This window comes from Nocardia sp. NPDC003482 (assembly GCF_053588115.1).
In genome coordinates this window covers 1-24997 of the sequence record NZ_JBSFPI010000020.1, presented here as the reverse complement: position 1 = coordinate 24997, position 24997 = coordinate 1, and the positions used below count along the sequence as shown (strand labels likewise).

26 protein-coding genes are annotated in these 24997 nt (G+C 68.5%); 12 read left to right on the top strand and 14 right to left on the bottom strand.

The window, feature by feature from the left end:
- Positions 1-198: 198 nt before the first annotated feature.
- The 3 genes from ACWDSJ_RS27795 to ACWDSJ_RS27785 form a co-directional block, all read right to left on the bottom strand.
- Positions 199-474, bottom strand: a complete 276-nt coding sequence (locus ACWDSJ_RS27795; protein WP_450035342.1) for a hypothetical protein — start codon at positions 472-474, stop codon at positions 199-201.
- Between the two features lie 61 nt (positions 475-535).
- Complete coding sequence (locus ACWDSJ_RS27790; RefSeq protein WP_450035340.1) at positions 536-994, bottom strand: hypothetical protein; 459 nt, start codon at positions 992-994, stop codon at positions 536-538.
- 560 nt (positions 995-1554) lie between these two features.
- On the bottom strand, positions 1555-2421 hold the full coding sequence (locus ACWDSJ_RS27785) for a helix-turn-helix domain-containing protein (protein WP_450035339.1): 867 nt from the start codon (positions 2419-2421) through the stop codon (positions 1555-1557).
- A gap of 1170 nt (positions 2422-3591) precedes the next feature.
- Between ACWDSJ_RS27785 and ACWDSJ_RS27780 the strand changes: the two genes are divergently transcribed.
- The 5 genes from ACWDSJ_RS27780 (at position 3592) to ACWDSJ_RS27760 (ending at position 8460) form a co-directional block, all read left to right on the top strand.
- Positions 3592-3969: a hypothetical protein gene (locus tag ACWDSJ_RS27780; RefSeq protein ID WP_450035337.1), complete on the top strand. Its 378-nt coding sequence runs from the start codon at positions 3592-3594 to the stop codon at positions 3967-3969.
- Positions 3970-4536: 567 nt separating this feature from the next.
- Positions 4537-6027: a group II intron reverse transcriptase/maturase gene (gene ltrA, locus ACWDSJ_RS27775; protein ID WP_450035336.1), complete on the top strand. Its 1491-nt coding sequence runs from the start codon at positions 4537-4539 to the stop codon at positions 6025-6027.
- 120 nt (positions 6028-6147) lie between these two features.
- Positions 6148-6684 carry a hypothetical protein gene (locus ACWDSJ_RS27770; RefSeq protein ID WP_450035335.1) on the top strand — a complete coding sequence of 179 codons (537 nt, stop codon included), beginning with the start codon at positions 6148-6150 and terminating at the stop codon, positions 6682-6684.
- A 668-nt stretch (positions 6685-7352) separates the two neighbouring features.
- On the top strand, positions 7353-7619 hold the full coding sequence (locus tag ACWDSJ_RS27765) for a hypothetical protein (protein WP_450035333.1): 267 nt from the start codon (positions 7353-7355) through the stop codon (positions 7617-7619).
- Between the two features lie 454 nt (positions 7620-8073).
- Positions 8074-8460: a hypothetical protein gene (locus ACWDSJ_RS27760; RefSeq protein ID WP_450035331.1), complete on the top strand. Its 387-nt coding sequence runs from the start codon at positions 8074-8076 to the stop codon at positions 8458-8460.
- 105 nt (positions 8461-8565) lie between these two features.
- Here ACWDSJ_RS27760 and ACWDSJ_RS27755 read toward each other — a convergent pair whose 3' ends face one another.
- From ACWDSJ_RS27755 to ACWDSJ_RS27745, 3 genes are all read right to left on the bottom strand, one after another.
- On the bottom strand, positions 8566-9804 hold the full coding sequence (locus ACWDSJ_RS27755; RefSeq protein WP_450035330.1) for a type I-C CRISPR-associated protein Cas8c/Csd1: 1239 nt from the start codon (positions 9802-9804) through the stop codon (positions 8566-8568).
- 69 nt (positions 9805-9873) lie between these two features.
- The gene (locus tag ACWDSJ_RS27750) at positions 9874-10281 is read right to left on the bottom strand and encodes a hypothetical protein (protein ID WP_450035329.1); all 408 of its coding nucleotides are present in this window, start codon (positions 10279-10281) and stop codon (positions 9874-9876) included.
- A gap of 148 nt (positions 10282-10429) precedes the next feature.
- Positions 10430-10732 carry a hypothetical protein gene (locus ACWDSJ_RS27745; RefSeq protein WP_450035327.1) on the bottom strand — a complete coding sequence of 101 codons (303 nt, stop codon included), beginning with the start codon at positions 10730-10732 and terminating at the stop codon, positions 10430-10432.
- An 88-nt stretch (positions 10733-10820) separates the two neighbouring features.
- On the opposite strand from ACWDSJ_RS27745, the gene ACWDSJ_RS27740 reads away from it, so the two are divergent.
- The 4 genes from ACWDSJ_RS27740 (at position 10821) to ACWDSJ_RS27725 (ending at position 14591) form a co-directional block, all read left to right on the top strand.
- Positions 10821-11306: a hypothetical protein gene (locus tag ACWDSJ_RS27740; RefSeq protein ID WP_450035326.1), complete on the top strand. Its 486-nt coding sequence runs from the start codon at positions 10821-10823 to the stop codon at positions 11304-11306.
- Positions 11307-11595: 289 nt separating this feature from the next.
- Positions 11596-11868 carry a hypothetical protein gene (locus tag ACWDSJ_RS27735; RefSeq protein ID WP_450035324.1) on the top strand — a complete coding sequence of 91 codons (273 nt, stop codon included), beginning with the start codon at positions 11596-11598 and terminating at the stop codon, positions 11866-11868.
- A gap of 66 nt (positions 11869-11934) precedes the next feature.
- On the top strand, positions 11935-12648 hold the full coding sequence (locus tag ACWDSJ_RS27730; protein WP_450035322.1) for a hypothetical protein: 714 nt from the start codon (positions 11935-11937) through the stop codon (positions 12646-12648).
- A gap of 359 nt (positions 12649-13007) precedes the next feature.
- On the top strand, positions 13008-14591 hold the full coding sequence (locus ACWDSJ_RS27725; RefSeq protein ID WP_450035320.1) for a hypothetical protein: 1584 nt from the start codon (positions 13008-13010) through the stop codon (positions 14589-14591).
- Between the two features lie 94 nt (positions 14592-14685).
- On the opposite strand, the gene ACWDSJ_RS27720 is transcribed toward ACWDSJ_RS27725, so the two are convergent.
- The 8 genes from ACWDSJ_RS27720 to ACWDSJ_RS27685 form a co-directional block, all read right to left on the bottom strand.
- The gene (locus ACWDSJ_RS27720) at positions 14686-15360 is read right to left on the bottom strand and encodes a hypothetical protein (RefSeq protein ID WP_450035318.1); all 675 of its coding nucleotides are present in this window, start codon (positions 15358-15360) and stop codon (positions 14686-14688) included.
- Positions 15361-15718: 358 nt separating this feature from the next.
- Complete coding sequence (locus tag ACWDSJ_RS27715; protein ID WP_450035317.1) at positions 15719-15940, bottom strand: sigma factor-like helix-turn-helix DNA-binding protein; 222 nt, start codon at positions 15938-15940, stop codon at positions 15719-15721.
- A 451-nt stretch (positions 15941-16391) separates the two neighbouring features.
- Positions 16392-17402 carry a tyrosine-type recombinase/integrase gene (locus tag ACWDSJ_RS27710; protein WP_450035315.1) on the bottom strand — a complete coding sequence of 337 codons (1011 nt, stop codon included), beginning with the start codon at positions 17400-17402 and terminating at the stop codon, positions 16392-16394.
- A gap of 181 nt (positions 17403-17583) precedes the next feature.
- The gene (locus ACWDSJ_RS27705; RefSeq protein ID WP_450035314.1) at positions 17584-18378 is read right to left on the bottom strand and encodes an SAM-dependent methyltransferase; all 795 of its coding nucleotides are present in this window, start codon (positions 18376-18378) and stop codon (positions 17584-17586) included.
- Positions 18379-18812: 434 nt separating this feature from the next.
- A complete protein-coding gene (locus ACWDSJ_RS27700) occupies positions 18813-19259 on the bottom strand; it encodes a hypothetical protein (RefSeq protein WP_450035312.1) in 447 nt (148 codons plus the stop codon).
- Positions 19260-19487: 228 nt separating this feature from the next.
- The gene (locus ACWDSJ_RS27695) at positions 19488-20192 is read right to left on the bottom strand and encodes a hypothetical protein (RefSeq protein WP_450035310.1); all 705 of its coding nucleotides are present in this window, start codon (positions 20190-20192) and stop codon (positions 19488-19490) included.
- 42 nt (positions 20193-20234) lie between these two features.
- Positions 20235-21170 (bottom strand): hypothetical protein, encoded by a 936-nt coding sequence (locus tag ACWDSJ_RS27690; protein WP_450035309.1) that lies wholly within the window; start codon positions 21168-21170, stop codon positions 20235-20237.
- Positions 21171-21258: 88 nt separating this feature from the next.
- Positions 21259-22938, bottom strand: coding sequence for a DNA cytosine methyltransferase (locus ACWDSJ_RS27685; protein ID WP_450035307.1), 1680 nt, complete (start codon positions 22936-22938; stop codon positions 21259-21261).
- 441 nt (positions 22939-23379) lie between these two features.
- Between ACWDSJ_RS27685 and ACWDSJ_RS27680 the strand changes: the two genes are divergently transcribed.
- The 3 genes from ACWDSJ_RS27680 to ACWDSJ_RS27670 all read left to right on the top strand — a co-directional run.
- Positions 23380-24318 carry a hypothetical protein gene (locus ACWDSJ_RS27680; RefSeq protein ID WP_450035306.1) on the top strand — a complete coding sequence of 313 codons (939 nt, stop codon included), beginning with the start codon at positions 23380-23382 and terminating at the stop codon, positions 24316-24318.
- Positions 24319-24321: 3 nt separating this feature from the next.
- A complete protein-coding gene (locus ACWDSJ_RS27675) occupies positions 24322-24825 on the top strand; it encodes a hypothetical protein (RefSeq protein ID WP_450035304.1) in 504 nt (167 codons plus the stop codon).
- Positions 24816-24997 (top strand): hypothetical protein (locus tag ACWDSJ_RS27670; RefSeq protein ID WP_450035303.1); only part of this gene is annotated, 182 nt, incomplete at its 3' end. The genes ACWDSJ_RS27675 and ACWDSJ_RS27670, both read left to right, overlap by 10 nt.

The following is a 24997-nucleotide window of genomic DNA, read 5'->3' as shown; positions in this document are numbered from 1 at the left end:
CTCGGGACTGCATCTCGGCGAGGCGGTTGCTGATCTCGGCGATATCTTTGGTGATCTTTTCCAGGCTGTCTGCCCCCACCTTCGTGGGGGCAGCCGTATCCTTTGTGTTCGGGGCGGCACTTTGTGATTCTGTAACAGTACCTTCTGTGCTCACTTCGAATCGAGCCACCGAATCCCCTAAAGTATCGATCTTAAGCCTCAGCAATGGACCGAGTTCACGGTACAGCGGCCGTAGAACCGGTCTACGCAGATTTCGATGATCGGCTTGATCATCCCACCGTCATTCGCGATGAGTTTGACCTCAGGGTGCTGGTCAGGTGCGAGTTCAGGCTGAAGACCCAAGGTGTCGGTAGATCGCGAGTCTTGATCACCTGCAACCCGGTCCAGCGCGGCCGGGCGCCCGCCCGACTCGGCCGCGGGATGGGCGGATTCGAGTCCTTCGAGGGTGCCTTCGCTGATGACGTCGGCGGTCATTTCGTTCACGGCGGCGGGCGTCGCCGTGCAACGGGACCGGTCGACAGCCAGGCGACCCGGTCTATTTCGTGTACTGGCCCCACTTTTCCAGCGTGAGGGTCCCGTCGCCGCGAGCATTGACGCGCAGCCCGAACGCGTAGGTGAAGTCCGGCTGTTTGAGAGTGGCGTTCGCGCCGAGGCTCATGTACGACAACGCGGGCCCGATGCCGTTGTTCCAGCTGCCACACCAGTCGATGGTCACAACGAAGCCCTTGACTGCTCCCGGGGAGCAGGTGAGCGATTGCTGCCAGGCGTGCTTACCGTCGTAGGCGATCTCGCCGCTGACCGTGAGCGAGGCGACGGCGCAGAGGGGCTTGCCCGGGCTGAGATTGCCCACCTTCCCCCAGAACGGATCTCCATTCCAGCATGTGCTCGCTGTAAACCACTTGTACTGCATCGGAGCCGCCTCGGCTTGCGGGGCGACGGAGCACATCGTCAAAGCAGCCCCAGCAATCGCGGCGGAGGCAAGTAATTTCTTCACAGCTGTATTCTCCTGGTCTAGTAATTCAGCCGGTGGTAGCGCGAGGTACACTCGTTGGTCGGATTCATACGGAATGGGGGATGATGGCCGTAGCGGTCAGCGTCGCCTCCGCTTGGCTCGGGACGCATTCAGTTTGCGACGCCGCGCACCGTCCCGGAACAGGTGAGATGTCCCGTGGGACGTTGTGGGACGCCTGTGGGACGAGGCATCGCGGGAGGCAACCGCGGCGGTGCAGATCAACCGGCCCGGCGGCGGTACCTGATTTCCTGCCGTCCCGGAACGACTTACTGCTACGGAACACCGACCACGACGGACAGGGCCCGCGATATTTGAGCGAATCCCACCCGCGCTGGTGACGACAACGCCCACGACGTAGACCATTTTTCCGGCGAGTGCCAACGATCTCGCGGCTCGGACACATTCATTCCTCGGTCCGGAAGCCACTACCCCCCGAATACTGACCCGCTCGTCGGAAATACCGCAGTCCTACTCAATCGGCGACGACGGTTTTCGGTTCACCGAACAAAGCGAGAGATGTCCGCGACGGCGAATCGAAGGTCCTATAGCCACGGACTGCATGCCGGGCCTACGCATACCCGAATCCAGGCGCCGTTTCCGGCCGGAAGAGTGAGTTCGCGGTCGAACGCGTCCGCTGATTTGCCCTGCACGGTGTGTCCGAGGTCGATTATCTGCGTGCAGCTGTTCGGTTTGATCGACAGGCACAGTTGAGCAACGGCGGGTTCGGAAGGCGGCCGATTGACTACCGTGCCCTGCACGTGTAAATCCTTATCCGACAGTCCTGGGATGTTTTTCGATTTCCAGCACAGCACTCCCGATGTGACGGCCTGGCTTTCGGCGTAGTAGACACGGCATTGTTGGTCGGTAGAGGAGGCGGGAGGTGTTGTGGTCGAGTTCGTCGATGGCTGCCCTGCGCGCACGGAACGAACGAGCACCAGCGCGATGATCGGCACGAGGATGGATGCCGTGCCCGCGACGGTGAGAATCCGGACCCGGGATATCCGTGTCGGGCGCGGAGGTTCCAGCGGAGGTTGATCGGGTTTCGATAGCCGTTGTTCGATTCGGGGTTGAGGCCGGCGGGCCGAGTCGGCGGCGTCCCACAAACGCAGCAGCGGCGCCGGGTTCACGCGGAAGGCTTTCCCGAGGTCGTGTACGGCTTCGCGCGGCGGAAACTGCTTGCCGTTGATATATCGTTCGAGAGCGGACTTGCCGTAGGGGATCCGGCCTGCCAAGGTCGCGAAACTCTGTCCCGACGCGTTCTTCAGCCGTTGCAGTTCGGCAGTCAATTCCTGCCCGGCCGCAGACATCCGCGGGTCAGTCGACCTACTCGATTCCGGTTCGCCGACCTGTTTCGACCCACCCATGCCAACGGCCCCCCTGAAAGCCTCATCGTTGGTGTGGCGGAACATGACTGCTGCGCCACCAGGACGGACTGTAGTTCAATCGCGGGGCGTCGGGGTGACCTTTCGGTCACGGACGCAGTCCGCGCATCGGCACCGCCCTCCCCACTCGGCGAGGACCTATACCGCCGCTCCAATCGGGGTGAGCATTTCGCCGAGGCTGCGAGTTGCAGCGCGCAGAGGAGGTCGGGGGTCGGTGGTGGGGAGGGCGGGGTGGTGGTGAGGGTGGCGACCAGGTGTCGGCGAAGCGGTGCAGGGCGGGGAGCCGGATCCCGCAGACCTGGGCGGCGCAGGATGTGGCCTTTGGGGCCGGTGGCGCCGATGAACGCCCGCATGCTTGCCTCGACCACAACGACGGCCTTCCGAACCTGTTGGCGCGCAGCGCAAACCGTTGCGAACCCGTTGACGCTCGCCGGAATTCGATCACGAACCCGGCCCCGACACGCGGAAGTTCACGGACAACTTTCGTGGCGAAAAGCTACTGACATTTCGTTGGCGAGGCGCACCCTTCGTCATGCTCAGCGAGACAGGCTGCCGAGGTTGTTCATCGCCGCGGTGTGCCCGGCCTCGGCGGCTTTGCGGTACCAGGACTCGGCCTCGACCCGCTCGCGGAAATCCCGCCCCGGAGCTTGTTGAGGGCAGGGGGCGGGATTCCGCGTAGGTCGCCTCCAGAGACGACGTGGCTTCACCGTACCGTGCGTGCCTGTTCTGGCCAGAGCAGGCGCGCGGGTTGGCGGTCCGCCCTCCTGCTCCAGTTCAACCAACACGCTTACCCATGGATTACCGCTCTCGCCACCGGACGGGCGCGCCCGTCGGTGGCGGATCCCGGGGAATAGCGCGAGGTGGCGTTATGCTTGTCGGTGAGCAGGCCGCGCACGCTCACCGTTTCAGGTTGCTCCGCCCACGCTGGTGGCGACGTCGACGACAAGGTCCTTCCAGGGGCCCGCGCTGAACCTCCCCTTCCCGTTCGGCACGATTCGTCACGGCAGGGCTGGCGTGGGCACCCTTGCCGGAAACGGACTTTCGATGCCGAAGGATGGAAGCTCCCGACGTAAACGCCGCGCCCGGCGCCTGGCGAGCGAACAAAACCTGCGCTACACAGACGCGCTGCGCCGCAGCAGCCGCGGTGCGCGCGGACCGGCACAGCCCGAGAGCGGTGAGGTAGGAGCCGGGAGCGAGATGACCGCCCTGGATGCCCTGCACGCCACGGTCGAGCGGGTGAAAGAGATCGACCCTGCGGACACGGCCGCCGCGCTGGCGACGGTCCACGCCGCGTTGGCTCTCACCGCCACCGCGAACACGCTCATCCACGACGCGCTGATGGAACTCGGCCAGGTGTACGCGCCTGGCCGGGACTTCCTCGACGGCGCGCGACGGGAGTACCTCGCTCGTGCCGTGGACACCCTCGCCTCCGCGCTCGGTACCTCCACGCTGGCACCGGAACATCGCCGAGTGCGGGTGCTGACCTCCCCGGATATCGCGCCGCGGGAATATCACCCGTTCCAGCCCGACGGCGTGCGCCACGAGGCGCCGAGTTATCCATTGGAGGTGAAATGACTCCAAAGTAGTCGTGTCGCAGCACGATTGCTGTAGCTGAGGGCAGCCTGAACCAGGAGGTGCTGGGGAGGGTGGGAAGCAGCCCTGACAAAGTCGGGACGTGCCAGCACTGCCGAATGGTGCGGGCCCGGTGAGCGTGGAACAGAGGTGGACGAGAGGAACCGGTGTCATAACGTCCCTCAAGGTTGGAGCCAGCTCAAATTCGGTGGATATGGGCTGGATTGCAGTGCGCATCCGATCCCTCATTACGGGTCGGAGAACTTCCCCGAGGGTTGCATTGCCCGACGGGGAGGTCACGGTGAATTTCTGCGGTGTAGCCGTGACGAGACTGCTGGGACAAAGCCGGCCGCCTCCTGTTCCGAATGGATATCGGTGAACGTGGGAACCATCCCGTCTCGCCCAGCGAGGCCCGCCGCCAGCGGGTTGCGGTGGGCAGGCTCATCGTCGGCTGATGGGGCGCGGATGGGGCGGAGGGGTCGTAGTACTCCGAGCCGGGGAAAGCCCGGTACATGGGGAAGGACCCCAGTGAATGTCAACAGTGAGGAGCTGTAATGGACGGAGTCACCGGTGAATTCGGGTGAATCGTGGCCGGACTTCGATGAAGCCGGTCTGCGGGTACGTCGGATGCAGGGCAAGCTGTACTTGTGGACGGTCCGTGACGCGGACCGAGTGTTCGATGATTTGCACAATCTAGTGTGTGATCCGGCGTTCCTCGTGCACGCCTGGGAACGGGTCCACGGCAACAAAGGGGGCCGGACAGCAGGAGTCGACGGGGTCGCACCCCGTTCGATCCCGAAAGAGTCCACCGCGCTGTTGTCGACGCTGCGAACCAAGTTGCGGGCCAGGACGTTTCGCCCGGAACCAGTCCGCGAGAGAGCGATTCCGAAACCAGGTAATCCATCGAAGAAGCGCCGGTTGGGGATACCGACGACAGCGGATCGTGTGGTGCAGGCCGCGCTGAAGTTGGTGCTAGAGCCGATCTTCGAGGCCGGGTTCCAGCCCTATTCGTACGGGTTCCGGCCGAGGAGACGTGCTCATGACGCGATCGCCGAGATTCACAACTTCGGGGTCCAGGGTTATCACTGGGTGCTGGAGGCGGACATCGAGGCGTGTTTCGATCGGATCGACCATGCCGCCCTGATGGGGCGGGTTAGAAAACGGGTCACCGATAAACGCGTCCTGGCCCTGATAAAAGCTTTCTTGAAGGCCGGTATTTTGACCGAGGAAGGCGCGAATCGGGAGACTTACACGGGAACTCCGCAGGGCGGGATTTTGTCGCCGCTACTGGCGAACATCGCTCTCTCGGTGCTGGACGACCACTATCAACAGAAGTGGGACGACGCAGGAGGAGGCGGAACCTATGCCGCTGCCAACTCGCGGAGATATCGTCTGCGCCGGGACGGAGGGGCGACCTATCGGCTCGTCCGTTATGCGGACGATTTCGTGGTCATGGTTCACGGCAAGCAACATCACGCCGAGCAAGCCAGGGCTGAGGTCGCCGAGGTGCTCGCGCCGATGGGCCTGGTCCTGTCGGAGGCGAAAACCAGTGTGACACACATAGATAGCGGGTTCGACTTCCTTGGCCACCGTATCCAGCGGCGGTCGAAGCCTGGCACTAACCACGCGAAGAAGGTGGTCTACACCTACCCGTCGAAGAAATCGCTGCACTCGATCGTCGGGAAGATCAGATCCCTCACGAGCAGATCGACGACAGGAATGTCTCTCGAAGATCTGCTCAAACGCTTGAACAGAGTTGTCCGAGGCTGGTGCACGTACTTCAAGTACGGGTGCTCGAAACGCACATTCAGCTACCTCAGCCACTACATGTGGTTCGAGGTGGCGCACTGGATGAGGATGAAGCACCACAGGATCGGTTGGCGGAGACTACGACGTCGCTACTTCGACAAGCGGTTCCCGTCTTACCAGCCATCCGAGAACGGGACCGTGCTCTATGACCCCGCAACAATGGTCATCGAGCGCTATCGATGGCGGGGTCACGCGATCCCGACACCATGGAGCGTCCGTGCGGAACAACTCGAAACACTCGCACAAGCATGACACTCATGGAGAGCCGGATGCGGCGAGAACCGCACGTCCGGTTCGGCGGGCGGCCACGGGAAACGGACCCGCGGGCAACCCGGGCACCGCGCCCGTGGCCGACCCAACTACGACGGGGTGGTGTACGACGCGGACGAGGCGGAGCAGGAACGCCAGCGGCTGCTGTTCCGCACCCAGGCCGTCACCGCCGCGAACAGGGCGGTGTGGGTTGCGGTCGAGACCCTGCTCGGCCGAGTTCTGGGGCGTGTCCGAGAATCCCAGCACCGCAAGGCGTGCCGGGTCGCGGCCTTGGTGATGCAGGAGATCCTGCACCCCGACTCGGGCCGGGATCGCCGCGAGGTCGACCGGCGGATCCTGGCCATCGAGATCGGCCGCCGCAGCACCGCGGAACTGGCCGCCGACGCCCAGCTGATGCATCGGCTACACGGGTCGGTCACCGCGACCGCGCACCGCAGCGGCTGGTCGCTGATGTCGGCGGTCTCCGAGGCACTGCGACACACCGATCCGGACTGGACTGCGGCGCGGTGGGGGCACAAATCCGACATCGCGTTGATAGCCGCGACGAGACAATTTGCGATCCGGCATGTCCCCCGCGAGGGCCAGCAGGTGCTCGAGGTCCGGGCCCGCCGTCAACGGCAGGTCGGCAACAGCCAGTAGCACAGTGCTCTCAGACACCGGCCCAGGCGCTGTTGACGAGGCGCAGGAGGCGTAGGGGGAATACGACGAAAGTGGCCTCGACTCTTCGGGGCCACTTTCGTCAACCGCTCTGAATCATCCCCGCATACATGGGGATGGTCTCCTCATGATCCCGATGACGGGCCATCCCAGCACAAGCGGGGAGCAGATATCCAGATCACCCTGAGGGGCTCATCTCCGCGAGGTGCGGAGCGCGATCAGAATAATGCGACCGCCTACAGCAGTCCAGCCCTACGAACGGACGAAGGCCCCGGCCAGCGCTGGCGAGGAAAGCGTGACCTCGATCGCCGGGATGTCACACCCGGCGCGCGGACACCACCCGGCCTCGGCGCGGGCCGCCGCCGAGCTCGTCCAACTCCACTAGCTCGCGGTACGGCGCGGAAACGTTGCAGTACGCCCTCCGCACACCCAGTTCCGCGTCACCACGGAATCGGGCACGGGGCTGCGCGCCCGGTCCTTCGAACTTCGTCGATCCGCACGGTGATCGAGGCCGTCGACTGGCAGCTACCGAGCGCATTGGGCCCCGACGACCGCGCCGACACGCGGCGGTTTGCTGATGTGGCCCTGCGTGCCCGAGGCCGAGGTTCGATTCGGATTGGTGCCACGCCGGTGGGACATAGAGTGGCGGCATGTGGGACTGCGAGGCGTACGGGCGCGAATTGACCGCAAGAGGTGTGCTCTGCTTCGTAGCCGACCGTGGTCAGCGTGTGTGCGGCAGTCAGGCCGAGTGCCGCAAGGCCATGGCGGCCGCGCGCAGCCGACTCTTCACACGTACCAATGAGCGTGCGGTCGACGGCGACCAGGTCGCGAGCTATCTGGCCGAGACCTTCGCCCGCCCGGATCAGTTGCTCGGCGGTGGCGGCGAGGTCGACCTGGACGACGGAGACACCGCGTAGGACTGCTGCGTGCCAGCGCCGACATGCAGGGGCCGCAGCGTATGCACACTCTCACGCTGAAAACGGCGGCGCGCCAACGGATTCTGGTGGAGCCGTGTCGCATCTGTCGGCACCACGCGCTGGTCATGCAACTGTCGCCATCGTCGTTGTGACCACCGGGCGCGAGCGCGGATGTGGAGATCGAATGTAGGGCCGCGGCTGTGAAATTCGCGGCGGTGCGTGTGAACCTTCTGTGCAGGACCACGTTCAACGTGGATCCGTTGCGACTGTTCGATCTTGACCCCGGAGTGGTTATGCTGGCGGGAGCATGTGCCCCGCAGACGCGGGGAGGGTTGCGCTCGATCCCCTTGTGGTGGTCGGGGCGACCGCCCGGCGGCGGCCATGCCTGGTCTTGGTCCTCCGGGCTCCCTACCGGCGATGCCGATCCCCCCTTTGCGAGAGGAGCCGACCGCTTATGTCCCGTCGCCTGCTGAACCCGAATTCCCGGTATCACGCTCAAGGTGCCCGCGACGCGGAGGCGCGCCGCGGGCATGCCGCGGCATCGAGGCGATGGCGCCGCCAACGCGCCGCCACCCGCTTCACCCCCGACGATCAAGCTCGTCTGCTCGAGCTGATTCGTCGCGGCCGCACGGTGGCCGAGGCGGCCAGCGAGATCGGGCTCAGCTTCCAGGCAGTGTTCAAGCGCACCCTGTGGGATCCCCGCTTCGGCGACCGGCTGGAAAAGGCGCTCGCCGAGACCTGCCCCGCGGGGCAGTGGTGCGGGACAGCCGCAGGGGCGCGGTTCCACCGCGGGCACTGCCGAGCCTGCCGCCACGCCAAACGGGCGCGCACCAACCCCTGACACCTGAACTACACTGCGCCGCAGCACGATTCGTGCCGCAATTCCCCGAGTGCGTCGCGTTGATCGGGTTCCGCGCGTCTGTGATGTACAGCGGGTTGCGGGCTTTCACGCCCTCGCCGGGGTCCGTGCGGTCGCGGCCTGGATGAGGGCCAGGCGTGCGCCGCCGGACATTCCGTCGGCCTTGATGCGTTTGATCAGGTGCGCGGTGAGGGTGGCCGGGATGGGGGCGTCGTGCAGGATGGCGTGCAGCAGCTGGCGCTGAGTGTAGGCCGGGGCCGGGGGCTGTTCCCGGTACCGGCGCTGGTGGCGGTCCCAGTGCCCGTGCGCGGCAACGAGAGTCGTCACCGCGAAGGGCCGGAACTCGTACTCCGGATGGCGCCACGCTGTGTCGGCGTCGCGCAGCCAGCGCGCGATGCTCGCGCGGACGGAGGCCAGGTCGGTGTCGATCCAGTCGCGAATCATCAGCCGCGACTTGGTGGCCGACACGGTCAGCGCGTGGAAGCGCCCCACGGGGTGGTGTGGGCGCAGCAGATCGTCCCGCTCGGCCTCGTCGAGATCGCCCGACAGCGCCCGCATCGGATCCACCACCTCGCCGCGGGTGTCGGTGATCCACCAGGCGATCCGCGAATCCGAGCCCGGCGCGCAGATCGTGCCGCCCTCGCGCCACAACACCGCTTGCAGGCCGACGGTCATATCGTCGGCGCATTCCAGGCAGATCGGGGACGCCGCGGGGTCGTCGATCTGGACGACGGTGACCGAGTTCGTGGCACCGGGAATCAGGCCAGGGCTCACCCCGTCGGGCATCGAACCGGTCAAGGCCACGCCGGTGCGCGCGCACACCATGCAGAACCCGTCCACGCCCGCGCCTTTGCGGTCGGCGACCTCCGAAGCCCAGAACGCGGCGGCGGTCGGGGACTCCCATACCGGCCGACCGCCGACCGTGACCCGCACCTGATGTTTCGGTGCCACCGCGGAGTCCACCACCGCCGCGTCGATGTCGGACTCGAAGAAGGCGGCGACCGCCGCCGCGACCGGATCGTTCGGCGCGAACGCGCGCCAGCGGCGGGCCATGGACAGCGACGCCGCGCGCAGAGCCTCCGCGCGCCCGCCTCCACCGAACAGGTATTGCACGTCGTCGCCGCCGAGGATCGGCGAGACACTGCTGGTGCGTTTGAGCGCGGGCGCGTCCGTCTGCTCGTGGTCGGTCGGGGTTTTCCCGAACGACGCCACGGTGCCGTCGAGGTTCAGGTCGAGGGAGAACGGAAACTGTCGCTTCCGGTAGAAGCGGGGAACCTCACCGCGAGTGGCCCGGCCGCGAGCGGCGAGGGCGGCCAACACTGTCATCGGTGGTTATTCCTGTTCTGTGCGTGGACGATTCGGGATGCTGGGCTTTCAGCCGCCGTTTGCCCGCTGTCAGTGCAGGTCCAGGCCGAGGTATTCCATGACCTCGGGGGGAAGGACTTCATCGAGATGGCGACCGGCCTCCACGACACCCCAGCCCTGCTGCAAGTCGTATTCGTCCTTGAGCGCCTGCCAGTCCGCGCCGAACGCCTCGCACAGGTCGTCGACCTGGATGCGGGGAATCGGGATATCGACACCTTCCCGGCTGAGGCTGCGCACGGCTTCGAGGCGATGCGATCCGGTGAGGCACTGCTCCCCTTCGGCGACCAGCGGTGCGCCCCGCCACCCGTTCTCGCGCATGTCCTCGGCCAGGGCCCGCACCTTGTCCGTATCGGTCGCGTCATGGACGGGCTGAAGGCCGGACATCGTGGTCTCGGTCAGCCGGTCGATGACAGCGATGTGCGGGGCAGCCGTGCGCATGGCCCCACTATAGACTCGGGTCGACCGGATGGGCCACTGAAATCGCCTCTGGCGCAACGAAAATCGTACCATTCGGGCCGACCATCCGCCGCCGCGCCCCGTCGCCGCCGGTGTCGCATCCCGTAGTCCCCGGGGGAGCGTCGCCCGCTCATCGAGGTCCCGGAATAGTCGTGGTCGAAGCGGTCGTGCTCGGCGTTGACCCGTCGGGTGTCGGTGGGCGATCGGCGCGCAGGTCGGTGCGCGTGCCCTGTCCGACCCGCACCCAGCCGTCGCAGGTCTCGGGCAGCCAGCCGTACCGCGGCCGAGGCCCCGTCTTCCCCGTCACCGCGTCGGGTTCGGGCAGCAAGTGCCACGCGCGGCGCTGCTCATCGCTGCGCAGGTACCCGCGCATGGTGCTGAAGCTCTTGCCGACGCGTTCGGCGAACTCCTCGAGGGACAGGTACTCGATCACCCCCGCAACTTTACAATTCTAATGTTGACCTACCAACGTCTACGTTTTAAAGTTGGTGTATCGCCAAGCCCCGCAAGGAGATTCGAGAATGCGGCTCACCTACACCGCCGAATGGAATGACATCGACGCCCACATTGCCGAACTCGCCATCGGCACGTACCTCGCCGAGGTGCGCCGGACCGCCACCGGCTACGGCTGGCACGTCAATGACACCGATACCGACACGACCGTGGCCGACGGCGACGAGGACGACGAGACCGACGCCCGCGACGCGGCAGAACGCGCCATCGCCACGCACCACGCCGACTGCTCCGTCGAATCCCCTGCGCACGGACTCGTTGCGATTCTGGATTGGGATCGTGAGCTGTTGTGCCAGGTCACCGAGCAGGAGATGAACGGCCCGTTTGCCGAGGATCACCCCATCTCGAAGTACCTTCTCGACTTCGCCCACGAGTGGAAGGCGCTCTACGCCGTCACCCCCCAGGGGATGTTGAGGCTCGGCGGGTACGGCTCGAAGGGGCGCGCGATACTCGAAGTCTCGTGGTCGAAGACGCTGAAGCCAGTCTTTTCGTGACGATCGAGGCCACACCCGCAGCAACTTCCACCTTGCGCGCCCGCGCGGTGTTGATCCCTAGCGTCTTCCCTGTCACGGCGTCGGGTTCGGACAGCAGGAGCCACTCGCGGCGCTTCTCGTCGGTGTGCGGGTACCCGCGCATCGTGCTGGAGCTCTTGCCGACGCGCTCGGCGAACTCCTCGAGGGACAGGTACTCGATCACCACGCACCCTTACAACGCTGGCGTTGACTTCCAAACGTCAGCGTTGTAAGGTTTGGTGTATTACCAAGTCCCGCAAGGAGATTCCCGATGACCCAACCCGGCCCGCCGAAGCACGAGAGGGGAAGCGTCATGCCGTTCCACCCCGGTGATCGAGTCGTCCACGTGGCCGACACCCACCCCGAGACGGTCGGTGTCGTCCTCGCGACATCGGCGTCCGTCGGCGGGCTGCACCGAACGCTCCGCGACGACTTCGACGGCACCCCGGACAGCCCGCTCACCCCGACCGAAGGGCTCGTCCCGGTCGACTGGGGGTCGTACGAGCACTGGGAGGAGCCCGACAACCTCCGCTCCGCGAACTAGCCCCGCACCGCCCGCCCGTCGGCTCGACCGGCGGGCGGACCACCACGAGATCGTGAAGGAATTCCGATGTCCACCATGAATGCCGACGGCACCTTCAGCGAGTCGCCTCGCTGCCTGGAGGGGCCGACCTGCTGTGGTCGCGTCCTCGAGTTCGAGGCCACGCTCGAGCAGCTCGAAGCGGTTCTCGGCGAAACCGACACCCTCGCCGACGCCGCCCCGAGCTGGGTGGTGCGGGTCTACTCCGCCGACGGCTCCCAGGCGGAGCGGGTGCTCATCAGCTTCTCCGGGACCGGCCCGCGACGGGAGCCGCGACAGCCCGTCGTCTGGTCGGTGATCTGCCCTCGCGACGCCCGATGGGCCGCCGAACGCGCCGCCCACGCCCTCGGCCGACCCGTGGCCGACGCCGACGCCGAGACGCGTCCTCCCGAGCCGAACCGCGCAGGACGGCAGGACGGGGACGGGGTCGCGACAGAGGCACAGTCGTTCGACGAGCGGGTGGACCATGTGGTCGCGCACGTCGATTTCGGCGCGGCCGCCGCGGCCAAACGCGGCCGCAACCCGGCCTACCCCTATGTGCCGGTCGTCAAATGGGACCTCGACGGGCAGCCGCGCACCACGCAGCTGAAGGGCTTGGCGTATAAGACCCGGGAGGAAGCGGTCGCCCGCGCCCAAAGACAGATCGACGCCGAACGCGCGGGCCTGGCCCGGAAACTGCGCGAAAGGGGGTATCGCGCCTTGCGCGAAAGCTACGGCCTACCCCGCGAACTCCCCGCCCCGTGACGCAGGGCGTGGTTTCGCGCCGATTCCCCGACCGCCCCGCGCTACAGTGAGACCCTGCTCCCCGCACGCGCGGGGATGCCTCGCCCCCCTCGGCCGAGGCACTCAGGCTGCCCGCGATCGCGGGCTCCCCGACCACCGGGGTTGGCCTCGAGATCGAGCCGGAGCGGCTCACCCAACCGCACGCTCCCCGCACGCGCGGGGACGACCCGTGGCATCAGTCGCCCTGCACCGCTTCCCGCCGTTGCGGGGTGCCGCCGCCGGGCCGTGCTCTCGGCGTCGTTCTCGTCCGAATCGCCTCGAATTGCTTGCGGCGCACCGGTTTCCCGGTGCGCCGCCCCCGACGGAAAGGAATCTCGCCGATGACCGGTCTCGCCCCCGGCGATGTCGTGCACGGCCGCACCGTGATCGACGGCACCGTCCGCACCCTCCACGAGCGCCTGCCCCTCGCCGCCGACACCCCCCGCTTCGTGCTCGACCACGCCGGTCCCCGGGTGGGCCAGGTCGTGCTGACGCCCGGCCGCGGCCGCTACGTCGTGCTCGACCGGGAGGTGACCTACATCAGCGCCGACGACCTCGACCGCGACACCCTCGCCCCCGACGGCGAACCCCAGCCGGGCTGGATCCTGCGCCTGACCGGCGTGCCGGTCACCCCCACGCCCGAGGAGATCGCCGACGACGAACGCGCCGCGGCCGAGGACGCCACCCACCACCGCCGCGCCGAATTGCGGCAGCGACTCCGCACCCTGGTCCACCAGGCCCCCGACCGGGAACCGGCCGCCGACGGCGACCCGGCCGCGCGCCGCGCCCTCGAACTGGCGCCGGTCCCCACCGGCGACCTCGGACCGGACGGGCTGCCCGCCGTGCACGCCGACATCCTCTACCTCGACCCCGACGCCAGCACGCTGTGGCTGTCCACCCCGGACGTCGACGGCGGCGCGCGACTGCTGTCGCGGATGCCCTCCACCCCCGACCGGCGCGCGCTGGTCGACGAATTGCGCCGCGAGTACGACCCCGAGCACTGGGCCCGCCAGGGGGTGACCGCCGACGCGGCGGCCGTGCTCATCGCCGCCGGATGGTCCGCCACCCGCCCGCTGGTCCCCGTAAGAATCTTCCGCCTCGCCGACGCCGACGACGCCCGCGCGCTGCTGACCCGCACCCCCACCGCATGGGACGCCGCCGGATGGCACGTGCCCTTCCCCCCGATCCCGGCGACCCGCTTCGCCCCCGCCGACGCCGCCCGCCTCGCCGACGCCGCCCTCACCTACCGCCACGCCCACGCCCTCACCCAATCCGGCCATCGCGATATCGACGCCCTGCTCGCTGCGACACCCCCACCCGTGCCCGACGCCGCCACCCGCATCCTCATCCAGCCGCGCCGCCCCGGCATCGACCGCGGCTGGCTGATCACCGACGACCCCGCCGCCGCCCGCGCCTGGCTCGACCAGCGCCCCGAGCACTGGGACGCGACCGTCGTCGCCGACCACGCCCGCATCGTGCACGCCGAGCCCGGCTGGGCGCTCACCGACACCGGCGAGATCACCCGCGCCCACTGGATCACCGCACCGAACCCGACCTCCACCCCCAGACGCGCCCGGCCGCGCAGCCTCACCCCCGCCGCCGTCCACGCCCTCACCCTGCTCACCCGCGCCCGCCGCGCGGACACCCTGCTCGCCGACCGCGCGGCCTGGCATCCGTTGCGCGACGCGCTCACCCACACCGCCACCACCATCGACGACCACACCGACCGCACCTCGAGCACCCACGCGACCACCCGCGTACTCATCCGCCACGACTACCAGCTCGCCGACGGCGCCACCCACACCCGCTGGCAAGTCCACGTCCTGCACGGCGGCCTCAGCCACGGCGAAGGCGACGTCGAGGAGTACTACACCCTCCACACCAACGACCATGCCGCCCGCCAAGCCTGGCACGACGCGACATAACCTGGCGGCCAATACAATTCGACAAACAGCAGGCGGGCCGCAGCCTTCCGGGCATGGGCACATTCCGGCACCGCAGCGGCCCGGCTCGTCCCTGTCAGACCGTCGCCGGCCGCGGGCGCAGAATGCCCTGCACCTGGTCGGGTGGCAGCTCGGCCAGCTCGGCCAACCGATCGACCGAGGTGCCGCCCGCGGCCCAGCGCTGAGTCACCGCGCGCTCGAGCAACCGGGGCTCGCGTCCCAGCAGGGGGATCAGCTGGTCGCCGTGGATACGCCACCAGGCCAGGCCGAGGTCGTTTCGGTGGGAGCGGAGCCGGTGCGAGATCCACTGGGCCATCCCCGCCGCCGCGGCGGGCGGGTTCTGTCCGATCAACCAGTTCCCCAGCAGCCGCACCGGCCGTGCAGCCGGGTCGCTGGCACTGCCCCGCAGCCCGCTGATCAGGCTCATCCCCACCGCGCGGCGCGGGCCCGACCGCCACTGGTCGAGGGCCTCCGCGACGGCGTCGTCGAGCAGGCCCAGCCCCGGGGGGCGGCCATAGGCCCACAGCGGGATCGATTCGGCCGGGCCGGTGAGCAGACCGATCCGCAGCGCGTGCCCGATCAGCCGGGCCACCTCACGCGGGCGATCAGTGCTGGTGTAGACGGGGCGGAAGCCGTCACCCTGGAGACCGGTCACCGCCGCGGCGATCACACCGTCGAAAGCCCGACGGTGCACGGGCGAGATCGAGGGTGAGGTGCCGGGGAACTCGCTGTAGGGCACGGTGAACTGCATAAAAGGGTCCTGTCGTCCGGGACGGAAAGGATAAGGGCCGAACCGGCCAGACGCGCCCAGCCACAGCGCGCGTTCGATCATCGGCCGCGTACCGAGTCCCCTCTCGGGACCGTCGCGGGCGGTGACCGCATCCCCGCTGGCGCGGGGACCACACCCACAGCGCGGGCGGGATAGCGCCACCGCACCACGGCGGCAGCGTCGAAGCCCTATCGTACGCGGCCGCCACCGGCATCAGATGCCGTTCACCGTTTCCCGATGCTGAGCCTGGCCGCGGGCGCGCAACAGTTCTCGTATTTCCTCCGCCACAAGGGTTTTCGAGCCCGACAGCTTGCGGACTTCGGGCGGTAGCACGACCTGTTCAGCACGCCAGCAGGCACCGCACCCATGCGCGTCGGGCCCTCCGCAGACTCCGGTACACGCTCATCGGCGACAAGCCCGACATGGCCGCGATGTCGGCGACGGAGTCGCCGGTCATCGCCAGGACCAGGATGTCGCGGTCACGCGGCGGGATCGCAGACAGGATCCGAATAGCGTTGAGGTGGGCGACTTTCCAGGACGCAAGGGCCTCGTCTACGGTCATGCCCGCACCCTAGACGCGTTCGCCTCCGTTTCCCCGCCCGCGGACGGGTTCGGGCGGGGCCGCCAGCACGAATTCCATTCCGGCACACCCCATTCGCCCGATGTTCGTGGGAGCGGCTGTCGCATCCACCGAACCTCGGGCAGACCCTCTCACATCGTGGTAGGGCCACACCGTGATCGATCACTGGCGGGTTCCCGCTGAGGTGAAGCGGATCGAGGATGCCGTGGGCCCCCTCTACCGGTGCTGGCGGCGACGAGGATCGAGCGCGGATGCGGCCCCCAGCGTGACGGCCCCCATCTCGAGTGGGGTCCGTAACTCGCTGAAGTCGGCGCGGCACGGCCTGGCTCCTGACGTGCGCGCAGGCCAGACCGCGCACTGAGCGCGGTGTCGTCAGGCATCGGAAGATCCGTTGCGGGGGCCGTGATGTCGATGGCACGTCCGTAGCCAGTACTCAGATCGGCGCGTCGTCTCCGGCGTCGCCGAACAGTGTGAGCTGTTCGGTTCTACTGAGCGCCAAGCGGTTCCGACGTCCACGACTGGAATCGGCCAGCAGTGCGCGGACCCGTGCTGGGTTGGATTTGCGTTGGCCGAGTCGGTCCGCGACCTCGACCGGCGGTACGCCTGCGCGGAGTTGGCGTTGCTCGGCGGTGGCGCGCAGCATCCCGGGTGAGACCTCCACACCGGCCTCGCGCCCGACCGAACGCACGATGTCGTCGACGGTCCGCGGGGCGATCCGCGTGTACGGCGGCGACAGCGTGGTGAACAGCGCGGTGGTGTCGGCGGTTCGGTCGCCGAGCAGGCTCGCGCGCTGGGCGAGCCAGGCCACCAGGGCGACTCTCGTACCCGGTTGCAGTTGCTGGGTGCGGATCTGGCCGGAGGGATCGGTCACCGAGACGCGGCCGGGGAACTCGTTCAGGTCCAGGTCGCTCACGTCCAGGTTCGTGAGCTCGGTTTCGCGTGGGCCGTTGTCGTCGAGCGCGAGCACGATCAGGGCGTAGGCGCGGGGACCGGCGGCCGCCGCCTCACGCAGTAGGCTGCGCAGCTCGCGGTCGTCGAGGGTTCGCGGGGCGATCGGCCCGACGTCGGCGTGGGCCAGCGCCGGAGGAGGCAGGCCCAGCCAGGTGTAGAAGGCTTCCAGTGCCCACCTGGTGACGTTGATCGTCGACCCGGCGGCGCCGCGCTCGACCGCCGCGGCGATGTAGTCGGTGACCGCGCGATCGCATCCTTGCGGGCTGGTGAGCGCGTCGGGGTAACCCTCCTGCCCGCTCACCCACCGCAGGTACTGGCGGACCCGCTCGAGGTAGGTCTGGCGCGTGCGGGCCTTGAGGTCCGTCCGCGCGCCCAGCGCGGACCCGAACCCCAACAGCACCGGCTGGTAGGCGAAGTCCGCTGGATCCGGCACCGACTCCGCCGCGTCCTCCGCGTCGCCCACGCCATCGCCACTACAGTGATCTGCGTCCACCAGCGCATGATCCCACCACCCACCGACACCACGGGAGCAGCGTCGAGAAGCCGTTAGTAGCAACGCATTTCGCGATGCTACTAATGGTCCCGTGATGCCTGAAAGGATCGTCCCAGGCGCGCAATAGCCCGGCGCCGTGGGCATCAACACCGGAGGTCCGGGCGGGCGATTGCCCTGGAGGCTACGGCTTGCGGGCGACTCCGGCGTAGAACTGCACTTTCTCGTCCATTCCCTCGAAGGGGCCGACCGGAGGGTGCCAGCGATGCGGTGTCGTCAGGCCGGGGTCGACCCAGTCGAGGCCGTCGAAGAATCGCGCGACGTCGGCGCGGGTGCGGATCTGGCCGGGCATCCCGGACTGGTGATAGATCCGTTCCACCGCGGCCATCTCCGGGCCGAAGTCCGGCGTCGCGTGGGTCATGATCAGATACGAGCCCGACGGGATCGCGGACAGCAGGCGCGCGACGACGCCGTAGGGGTCGTGCTGGTCTTCGACGAAGTGCATGACCGCGATCAGCGAGAGCGCGACCGGCTGGGACAGGTCGAGGGTGTCCAGCAGCTCGGGCGCGGTCAGGATGGCGTCGGGATCACGCACATCGGCCTGGATGTAGGCGGTCTTCCCCTCCTCCGAGCCGATCATCAGCGCCCGCGCGTGGGTGAGGACGAGCGGGTCGTTGTCGACGTAGACCACCCGGGCGCGCGGCTCGATCTCCTGGACGGCGGTGTGCAGATTCGGGTCGGTCGGGATGCCGGTGCCGATGTCGAGGAACTGGCGCACACCGTTGCGCGCGGCGAACCGCACCGCGCGGAACATGAAGTTGCGATTCTCCCGCGCGGTGCTCCGCACCGTCGGATGCACCCGTTCTGACTGCAATGCGGCCTCGCGGTCGGCCGCGAAATTGTCCTTGCCGCCGAGCCAGTAGTCGTAGACGCGGGCGGGGTGAGCGACGGTGGTGTCGAAACCGGGATCCGAGGGCACAGTCACGCACTCTAATCACGGCGCGACCGGGGCGGACGCTGAACCGGGGCTCGACCGCGCCGTGCGCTGCCGAGGGGGCCGACCGCGTTAGGGGAATGCGCCGTGCGTGGTCGAGGGCGCGCCGCATTCCCTACTTCTTCGCGGCTCCGGTGTTCGCGTTGGTCGCGGCCGCGGATTGGGCGCGCCGGTCGAATTCGGATCGGGCCGTGGCAGTTTCGGGGTTCTTCGCGGCTGCGCTCTGGATGGCGGCAGCTCGGCTCGGGGTCATCTTGCCGCCACCGGAACGGCTGGCCCGCGTACTGGATCTCGACATCGGGATCACCACCCTCTCTTTCTCGCCATCCATCGATGATCGCCGATTTCGTATCGAGTGCCATTGCCCCGAAACGACCGGGGGAGGGGCTCTGGTCTCGCAGGGCGGCGCGCTGCTGCGTCTACTCGGGCTCGGCGGGTTTGCGCAGGTGTGGGCGGGCCGTACCCATGCCGCGCCTCTGGTTGAGCACGTTGATCACGCCGCGGGTGTGGTAGAAGGTGCGGGCACCGCGGGCCTCGTGGTCGACTTCCCGGTCGAGGATGTCGCGGTACTGGGTCACGGTCTTGCCGTCGACGCCGAGCAGGCGGGCGATGGCGCCGAGGGTGCGGAAGTCGTCAGGGTCTTCGGGCATGGGCAGGGGAGCGGGGCGGTTGGCTTCTTCCCAGCGGGCGGCGAAGGCGTCGAGGTCGTCGGAGTCGTACTCCAGGGCGGGGGTGCCCTTGCCGGTGCGTGATCGGGGTTTCTTCGGGGGCGGGAAGTCGGGGCGGCCGGTCCAGTTGTTGCGGATCGAGCCGTAGCTGCGGCCGCGCTGTTCGGCCCACTCCTTCAACGTGATCAAAGTTCCCACGGCCTTATTGTCGTCGGCGGGAAACCGAACACGATGGTCGGCCGGTGTCTCGGTGGAGGTCATCGGTGCGTCTCTCGGTGGCGGGTGTCGAAGTGTCGTATCGGGTCGATCCGCTTGCTAGGCTGGGCAATGCCCTTCTTTTGCGAGTGGGGCGTTTTCGGGCGGCCTGACGTGTCCGAGCTGTGGTCTCAGACCAAGGCTTCGTCGGCCGCCCGAGCCATGTCCTGGCTAGGAACGTTCCAGGAACGCCACGAGCGCCGCAGCGGCGGCGATGCTGGGTTCGGGCTCCCCGGCGTGCGGCCAGTCCTCCACGTGCAAGCTCACATCGTCCCAGAGCTTGCGGGCCTCGGCGATCAACACCGCCCGGTCGATGCCGGTGCGGCCGTTCACCCATTCGGCCAGGTTCGGGCAGTAGTGCTCCCCGGCCCAGCTCTCGGCGATGATCCGGGCCTCGTACTCGGTGATCCTGGTGTCGAAGCTGTCGTCGGTGTAGATGCGCTGGGCGACCGCCTCGTAGACGCTGGGCACCGTCTCGGTGGTGTGCCAGACGCGCACTTGGGTGGTGAAGGTCAGCACGTCACACGGTATTTCCTCATCGCGGCGGTCGAGCCAGAACGCGGCCGTCTCGGTGGCGGATCCGCCGGTCAGGCTGTCGCGGGTGATGAGCTTGTTGCCGTACATGCCGGGGGTGCCGGTGTAGTCGATGCTCCCGTCGGGATCGAGGATGAAGCCGTAGTCGGGGTCGTCCCCGCAGGCGAAGAATTCGCCACTGTAGTCGGTGACCCACAGACGGGAGCGGTGTCCGCCGGGGTGCACGAGGATATCGCCGGTCCGGGGGCCGGTGGACCCGGCCGCGCGGGCCGCGACGCCCCAGCGAGCGCGGGCCTCGTCGGCGGCGGTCCAGCGGGCGCGGTCGAGTATCGTGATCGTCATCGGAGTAGCCCTTCCGGGAAAAGTGGTGGGAGTCAGGGTTTTTCAGGCGCGGTCGACGCGCACGACGAGGTAGTGGTCGGTGTCGAGGCGGTGGGGGCCGACCATCCGCCAGCCGTGCCGGGCCAGGACCTCGGCGGGGTCGAGCGGGTTGGCGGTCAGCGAGTACGTCGCGATCGGCTCGGTCTGCCGGTCGGCGGTGATCGTGATGTCGGCGCGTGGGGCGGGCCCGTGCTCCGGTTCGGCGGAATCGTCGGTGGCGATGCGGGCGGTGAACACGACGCCGCTGTTCGGCAGGGGGTGGGGCAGCGCGGCGACCCGTTCGGCGTAGGTCGGCAACCGGGTCGCCTGGTCGGCGGTGATGGCGGCGACGATCCGCGCGACGGCCGATTCCTGAGCCGCCTCGTCGGTGTCGAACGCGGTGTTCTCGCACAATGGGGCGGCTCCGTCGCGAAACACGGTCAGGCGCACGAGGTTCGGGGTCTCCTGCGGGCGCTGGACGACCGCGCGGTATCCAGCGGTCTGGAAGGTCCACTGCTCGAGTACCGCCAGCGCCCGCAGCTCGTCCGGGTCGAGCTCGGTGTCCCAGCCTCGCGTCGGCCGCCCGCCGAACAGGGTGTGCTCGCAGTTCCAGTGCCCGAGCGCGGCGCGCCGCCGCTCGGCGAAGAGGTCGGAGAAGCCCGACCAGGTCGAGCAGCCTGCCCTGACGATCTGCGCGTCGCAGCCGACCGCGGTGTCGAGTGCGATGACGTCGCCGACCCAGGCGCGGCCGTCGAGCGCGGTGGTGATCGCGTCGGCCTCGGCGTCGAAGCAGCCCAGGGCCTCGCTGGGAATCGTGATGATCCGCCACGCCTCGGTGTGGGCGAGCCCGACGCCAACGCCGACGATCCCGGAGGTGACGGCGCGGACCGCGACCCTGGTCTGAGGCGCGCGAGGGTCGCGCGGGACCGGTTCGCGGTCGGCGGTGGTCAGGTCGTTCATGGGGGAGTCCTTCCGAAAGTGGTTGCGGGAGTGGACGAGAGGGGAAGCCCAGGGAGGGGGCCCGGGGTGCGGGCCCCCTCCCTGGCGATCACGCCGCCGAGGCGTAGCGGTCGAGTTCTTCGCCGGTGATGGCCTCCACCAGCGCGGAGATCAGGATCTCGGCGGCGGGTGGGGTGACGGCGTTGCCGAGCTGGCGCACCTTCTGGCGTTTGTTGCCGAGCACGATGTAGTCCGCGCGGAACGCCATCGCGGTCTGGATCTCGAGCGGCTCCAACATGCGGAACCGCACGTCGTCGATGTCGCGCTCGGTGATCGTGTCGACCAGGGCGAAACGGTCGCGGGTGCTGACCGTGCCCATCGGGTCGGCGACCGGGCGGGCGGTGCCGGTGCCGTAGTAGGGCAGCAGCATCGCGTTCCACACCTCGGCCGACATCCCGGCGGGCGGGGTGACCAGGCCGTGGTGGTTGCCGCTGGCGGTGACGGTGGCCAGCGGCTCGGTGACCGCCCGCGCGTCGGAGCCGCCGCCGCGCAGCTCGGCGACGAAGGGCAGGAACGCCACCGCCGTCTCGTTGCGGGTGGTCTGGGTCCGCAGCGGCAGCGTGGCGAGTTGGGCTTCCTTGCCGTCGCGGCCCTCCATTGGGATCATCAGCGACGGCGGGACGACCAGACCGTGGTTGGAGCCGTCGGCGACGATGGTGGCCAGGGGCTCGTGCAGCCCGATCGTGCGTGGCCGGTCCGAGCGCAGCAACGCCAGGAACGGGGCCGGGATCGCGATGCCGTCGTTCTCGCGGGTGGTGCGGCTGCCCATGGGCTCGCTCACCTGGGTGGCCTCGGTGCGCCAGGTTCCTCCGGCGGGGACCATCATCGGCACCATCGAGGCGTAGCGGCGCAGCCCGACGCGGATGCGCTCCATGGTCTTGGGGGCCAGGGGCTTGTCGCGGTCACCGATGCGGGTGCCGGGCAGGGTCCAGTCGATCGCGGCGGCCGCCGGGAGCGCGGGCGGCTCCACCACCGCGTTGCGGCAGCGCACGCGCGGGCAGCGGTACACGTACTGGGTGCGGTAGCGGCCCATGTCGACACCGGGCTTCTTGAACACCTGCAAGGCGGGGATCCACTCGTCGCAGGACGGGCAGAACGCCAGGGGGCGCAGCCACTTGTTCCAGTCGGGTTCGCGGCCGAGCTTGAGGTCCCAGTAGGCGACGTAGAGCCGGTCCCGGCTCTGCGGGGCCGCTGGGGTGCGGACCGGCTGGGCGTGGCTGGAGTTCAGGGCGATGACCTTGACCCCGTAGCCCAAGGCGCGGATCTCGCCGATCCAGCGGGTCCACTGATCCCACTGGCGGACCTCGATCACGTTCTCCACGACCCCGGCGCGGACCCGGCCGCCGCGCTCGATCACCCCGCGCAGATACATCGGGACCTCCTCCATCAGCGCCCGGCTGCGGTCGGCTTCCTCGTCGCGCTGGAGGTCGAGCAGATCGCCCTGGAGGGTGTTGTCGTAGTCGCGCTTCTTGCCGCGCGCCGAGGACCACTGGGGGCATTCCGGCGAGGCCCAGAAGATATCGGCCACAGGCCATTTCACGATCTGTGCCTTGGCCTCCTCGGTGCTCAGGTCCCCGAGGAAGTGATCGGCGTGCGGATAGTTCGTGGCGTGGGTCTCGATGGCCGTCTGCCAATGATTCGCGGCTCGGGTGACGCGGACGCCGGGCACCTTCGATGCGCCCTGGGTGGAGCCGCCAGCGCCGCAGAACCAATCCATCAATTCGAGCATGGGAGATCCGTCCCTTCGGGATGTGCGAGTGGGGGTCGAAGGTGGCGGGGTGTCCGGTCCCGCCTCCTTCTATGTAATATATTACCCGATATGGTGGATCAAGGTCAAGGACTTTCTCGGCGCACCTTCGGTCGAACCCACTGTCCCCCAACCGTTTTCGGGGATCCGCAGTGGCTGGATGTGGGATGCCGGAAACCCGCCGATACTCTCGATACTTTAGATACAATGGAACGGTCGAAGGACGCTCGCTCCCGTGTTCGCCCCCGTCAACGAAGCCGGAAGGGCCCGACAACGTCGTCGGCCCGGCGGCGAGTTCCGGAGCGGGCACCGACGGCACGCAACCGCGACCCCGTGCGCCCGACCGGCCCCACGACGTCGGTCCGGGGTGGAAGACTTGCGGCAACGCGGCGTGGCCGACGCAATCGAACGAGGGAGGGGACGATGACCGACGCCGGATCCGACTCCGCCGCACCGGCGGCGAGCCTGGCAGACCTACGCGCCGAGGCGATCACACTGCTCACCCGGGTCTCGCGAATGACGCGCCCCCGCCCTGGCGGCAACGGCGCCTCACCGGACCGCGCGCCCGACCCGGTCGACTTCGCCGAATTCCTCACCCAGGTCTTGGCCGGAGTCGCTGCCAACCGAGGCAGCGTCTCCGCAGTGCTGGCCGGTCGGCCCGACGGCTGGGAGGCCGACCGGCTGCGCGACATGCTCTACAGCACCGTCGGCGAGGAGGACGAATCCACCCTCGTCGCGCACCGCACCGAGCCCGTGGTGATCCCGCTCGCGGTCGAGGACGTCCTGCTCGACGCGGGGGAGCCCGAACCCTACGAGCCCGACGACCGCGACCGCGAGATCGCCCAGCGCGCCCAGGCCGCTGGGCGAAGCCCCGAGGAATGGCTGGCCCGCTGGCCCGGCCGCGAACCGAGGTGGACACGATGGCGGCCGCTGCTGAAGCCCGAGGACCACTACTTCGAGCAGGTCAACGCGGTCGAGACCCGCCGCGACGACGCCTACACCGCCCTCGAGGCCCGCTACCCCGAGGGCACCGACGATGACGCCTACGCCGCCGAGGCCGAGCGACTCGACGCGCAGCGCGACGCCGAACTCACCGCGCTGCGCGAGCGATGGCGGCGGCGCTACCAGCGCTACGCCGCCGCGTTCGAAGCGGCCGCGCGGGCGAAGGCCGCCGAACTCGGGCTGCACGTGCCCCTCACCGTCATCGCCGAGACAGACCCCGAGCGCACCTGGGACGCCCGCCAGACCATCCCCGCCGGATGGCAGAATGCCGACCAGCTCGCCGCCCGCCTCTACGAGCACGCCCGCGACGTCACCCCCACCCAGCTGCTGACCACCGACGAGACCGACACCGAAAGCTGAGCCATGACCACCGCCCTCACCGCCGATCGACTGCGCACACTGCTCGAAACCGGCGCTGCCGCAGCCGATTCCCGTTTCCAGCGCGCCGCGATCCACCTCTTGGCCTTCACCGACCTGCTCGGCCGCGCAGGCGTTCAGGACGCCCACATCCAGACCGACACCGTCACGATCGACGGCCGGGAGGTCCCGGCGGCGTGGATCCGCGACTGGTCGGCCGTCGGCCGCCTCGAGAACCTCGGCTCGCTCACCAGCGGGCAGGAGCGCCTGGTCCGCCTGGCCGCCAGCATGGCGCACGGCACCCCCGTCGACCTGCGCGCCGCCCTCAGCGAGCTCGGCCACGCGCACGCGCGCTGTGTCCTCGAAGCCGTGGCCATCAGCCTCGACGCCGATCAGTACTACACGATCACCCCCACCCCCGCGCTGATCGCCCACCAGAACCTCCAAGACGAACTACTCGCCGACACACTGCGACTGAACGACAACGGAGAACCGCCCCGATGGCCCTGAACACCGACGCCGAAGCTTCACCCGCGCAACAGGTTTTGACCGGCCAGGTTCGCGACGCCCTCGCTCAGTTTCCCGAGGATCTTCCGCTGGTGGTCTGCGTCCCCCTCGACGCGGACACCTACGACACCTACGGCGTCACCGGGCTTCCCTATCACCAGCGGGTCGACTGGGG

What these genes read in the sequence shown, in the direction of transcription:
- ACWDSJ_RS27735 (WP_450035324.1), top strand. Translation starts at nt 11,596, where the DNA reads ATGACCCAACCCGGCCCGCCGAAGCACGAGAGGGGAAGCGTCATGCCG.
- ACWDSJ_RS27760 (WP_450035331.1), top strand. Translation starts at nt 8,074, where the DNA reads ATGTCCCGTCGCCTGCTGAACCCGAATTCCCGGTATCACGCTCAAGGT.
- ACWDSJ_RS27695 (WP_450035310.1), bottom strand. Translation starts at nt 20,192, where the DNA reads ATGACGATCACGATACTCGACCGCGCCCGCTGGACCGCCGCCGACGAG.
- ACWDSJ_RS27725 (WP_450035320.1), top strand. Translation starts at nt 13,008, where the DNA reads ATGACCGGTCTCGCCCCCGGCGATGTCGTGCACGGCCGCACCGTGATC.
- ACWDSJ_RS27730 (WP_450035322.1), top strand. Translation starts at nt 11,935, where the DNA reads ATGTCCACCATGAATGCCGACGGCACCTTCAGCGAGTCGCCTCGCTGC.
- ACWDSJ_RS27785 (WP_450035339.1), bottom strand. Translation starts at nt 2,421, where the DNA reads ATGTTCCGCCACACCAACGATGAGGCTTTCAGGGGGGCCGTTGGCATG.
- ACWDSJ_RS27690 (WP_450035309.1), bottom strand. Translation starts at nt 21,170, where the DNA reads ATGAACGACCTGACCACCGCCGACCGCGAACCGGTCCCGCGCGACCCT.
- ACWDSJ_RS27715 (WP_450035317.1), bottom strand. Translation starts at nt 15,940, where the DNA reads ATGACCGTAGACGAGGCCCTTGCGTCCTGGAAAGTCGCCCACCTCAAC.
- ACWDSJ_RS27755 (WP_450035330.1), bottom strand. Translation starts at nt 9,804, where the DNA reads ATGACAGTGTTGGCCGCCCTCGCCGCTCGCGGCCGGGCCACTCGCGGT.
- ACWDSJ_RS27720 (WP_450035318.1), bottom strand. Translation starts at nt 15,360, where the DNA reads ATGCAGTTCACCGTGCCCTACAGCGAGTTCCCCGGCACCTCACCCTCG.
- ACWDSJ_RS27685 (WP_450035307.1), bottom strand. Translation starts at nt 22,938, where the DNA reads ATGCTCGAATTGATGGATTGGTTCTGCGGCGCTGGCGGCTCCACCCAG.
- ACWDSJ_RS27795 (WP_450035342.1), bottom strand. Translation starts at nt 474, where the DNA reads ATGACCGCCGACGTCATCAGCGAAGGCACCCTCGAAGGACTCGAATCC.
- ACWDSJ_RS27765 (WP_450035333.1), top strand. Translation starts at nt 7,353, where the DNA reads ATGTGGGACTGCGAGGCGTACGGGCGCGAATTGACCGCAAGAGGTGTG.
- ACWDSJ_RS27680 (WP_450035306.1), top strand. Translation starts at nt 23,380, where the DNA reads ATGACCGACGCCGGATCCGACTCCGCCGCACCGGCGGCGAGCCTGGCA.
- ACWDSJ_RS27780 (WP_450035337.1), top strand. Translation starts at nt 3,592, where the DNA reads ATGACCGCCCTGGATGCCCTGCACGCCACGGTCGAGCGGGTGAAAGAG.
- ACWDSJ_RS27740 (WP_450035326.1), top strand. Translation starts at nt 10,821, where the DNA reads ATGCGGCTCACCTACACCGCCGAATGGAATGACATCGACGCCCACATT.
- ACWDSJ_RS27675 (WP_450035304.1), top strand. Translation starts at nt 24,322, where the DNA reads ATGACCACCGCCCTCACCGCCGATCGACTGCGCACACTGCTCGAAACC.
- ACWDSJ_RS27750 (WP_450035329.1), bottom strand. Translation starts at nt 10,281, where the DNA reads ATGCGCACGGCTGCCCCGCACATCGCTGTCATCGACCGGCTGACCGAG.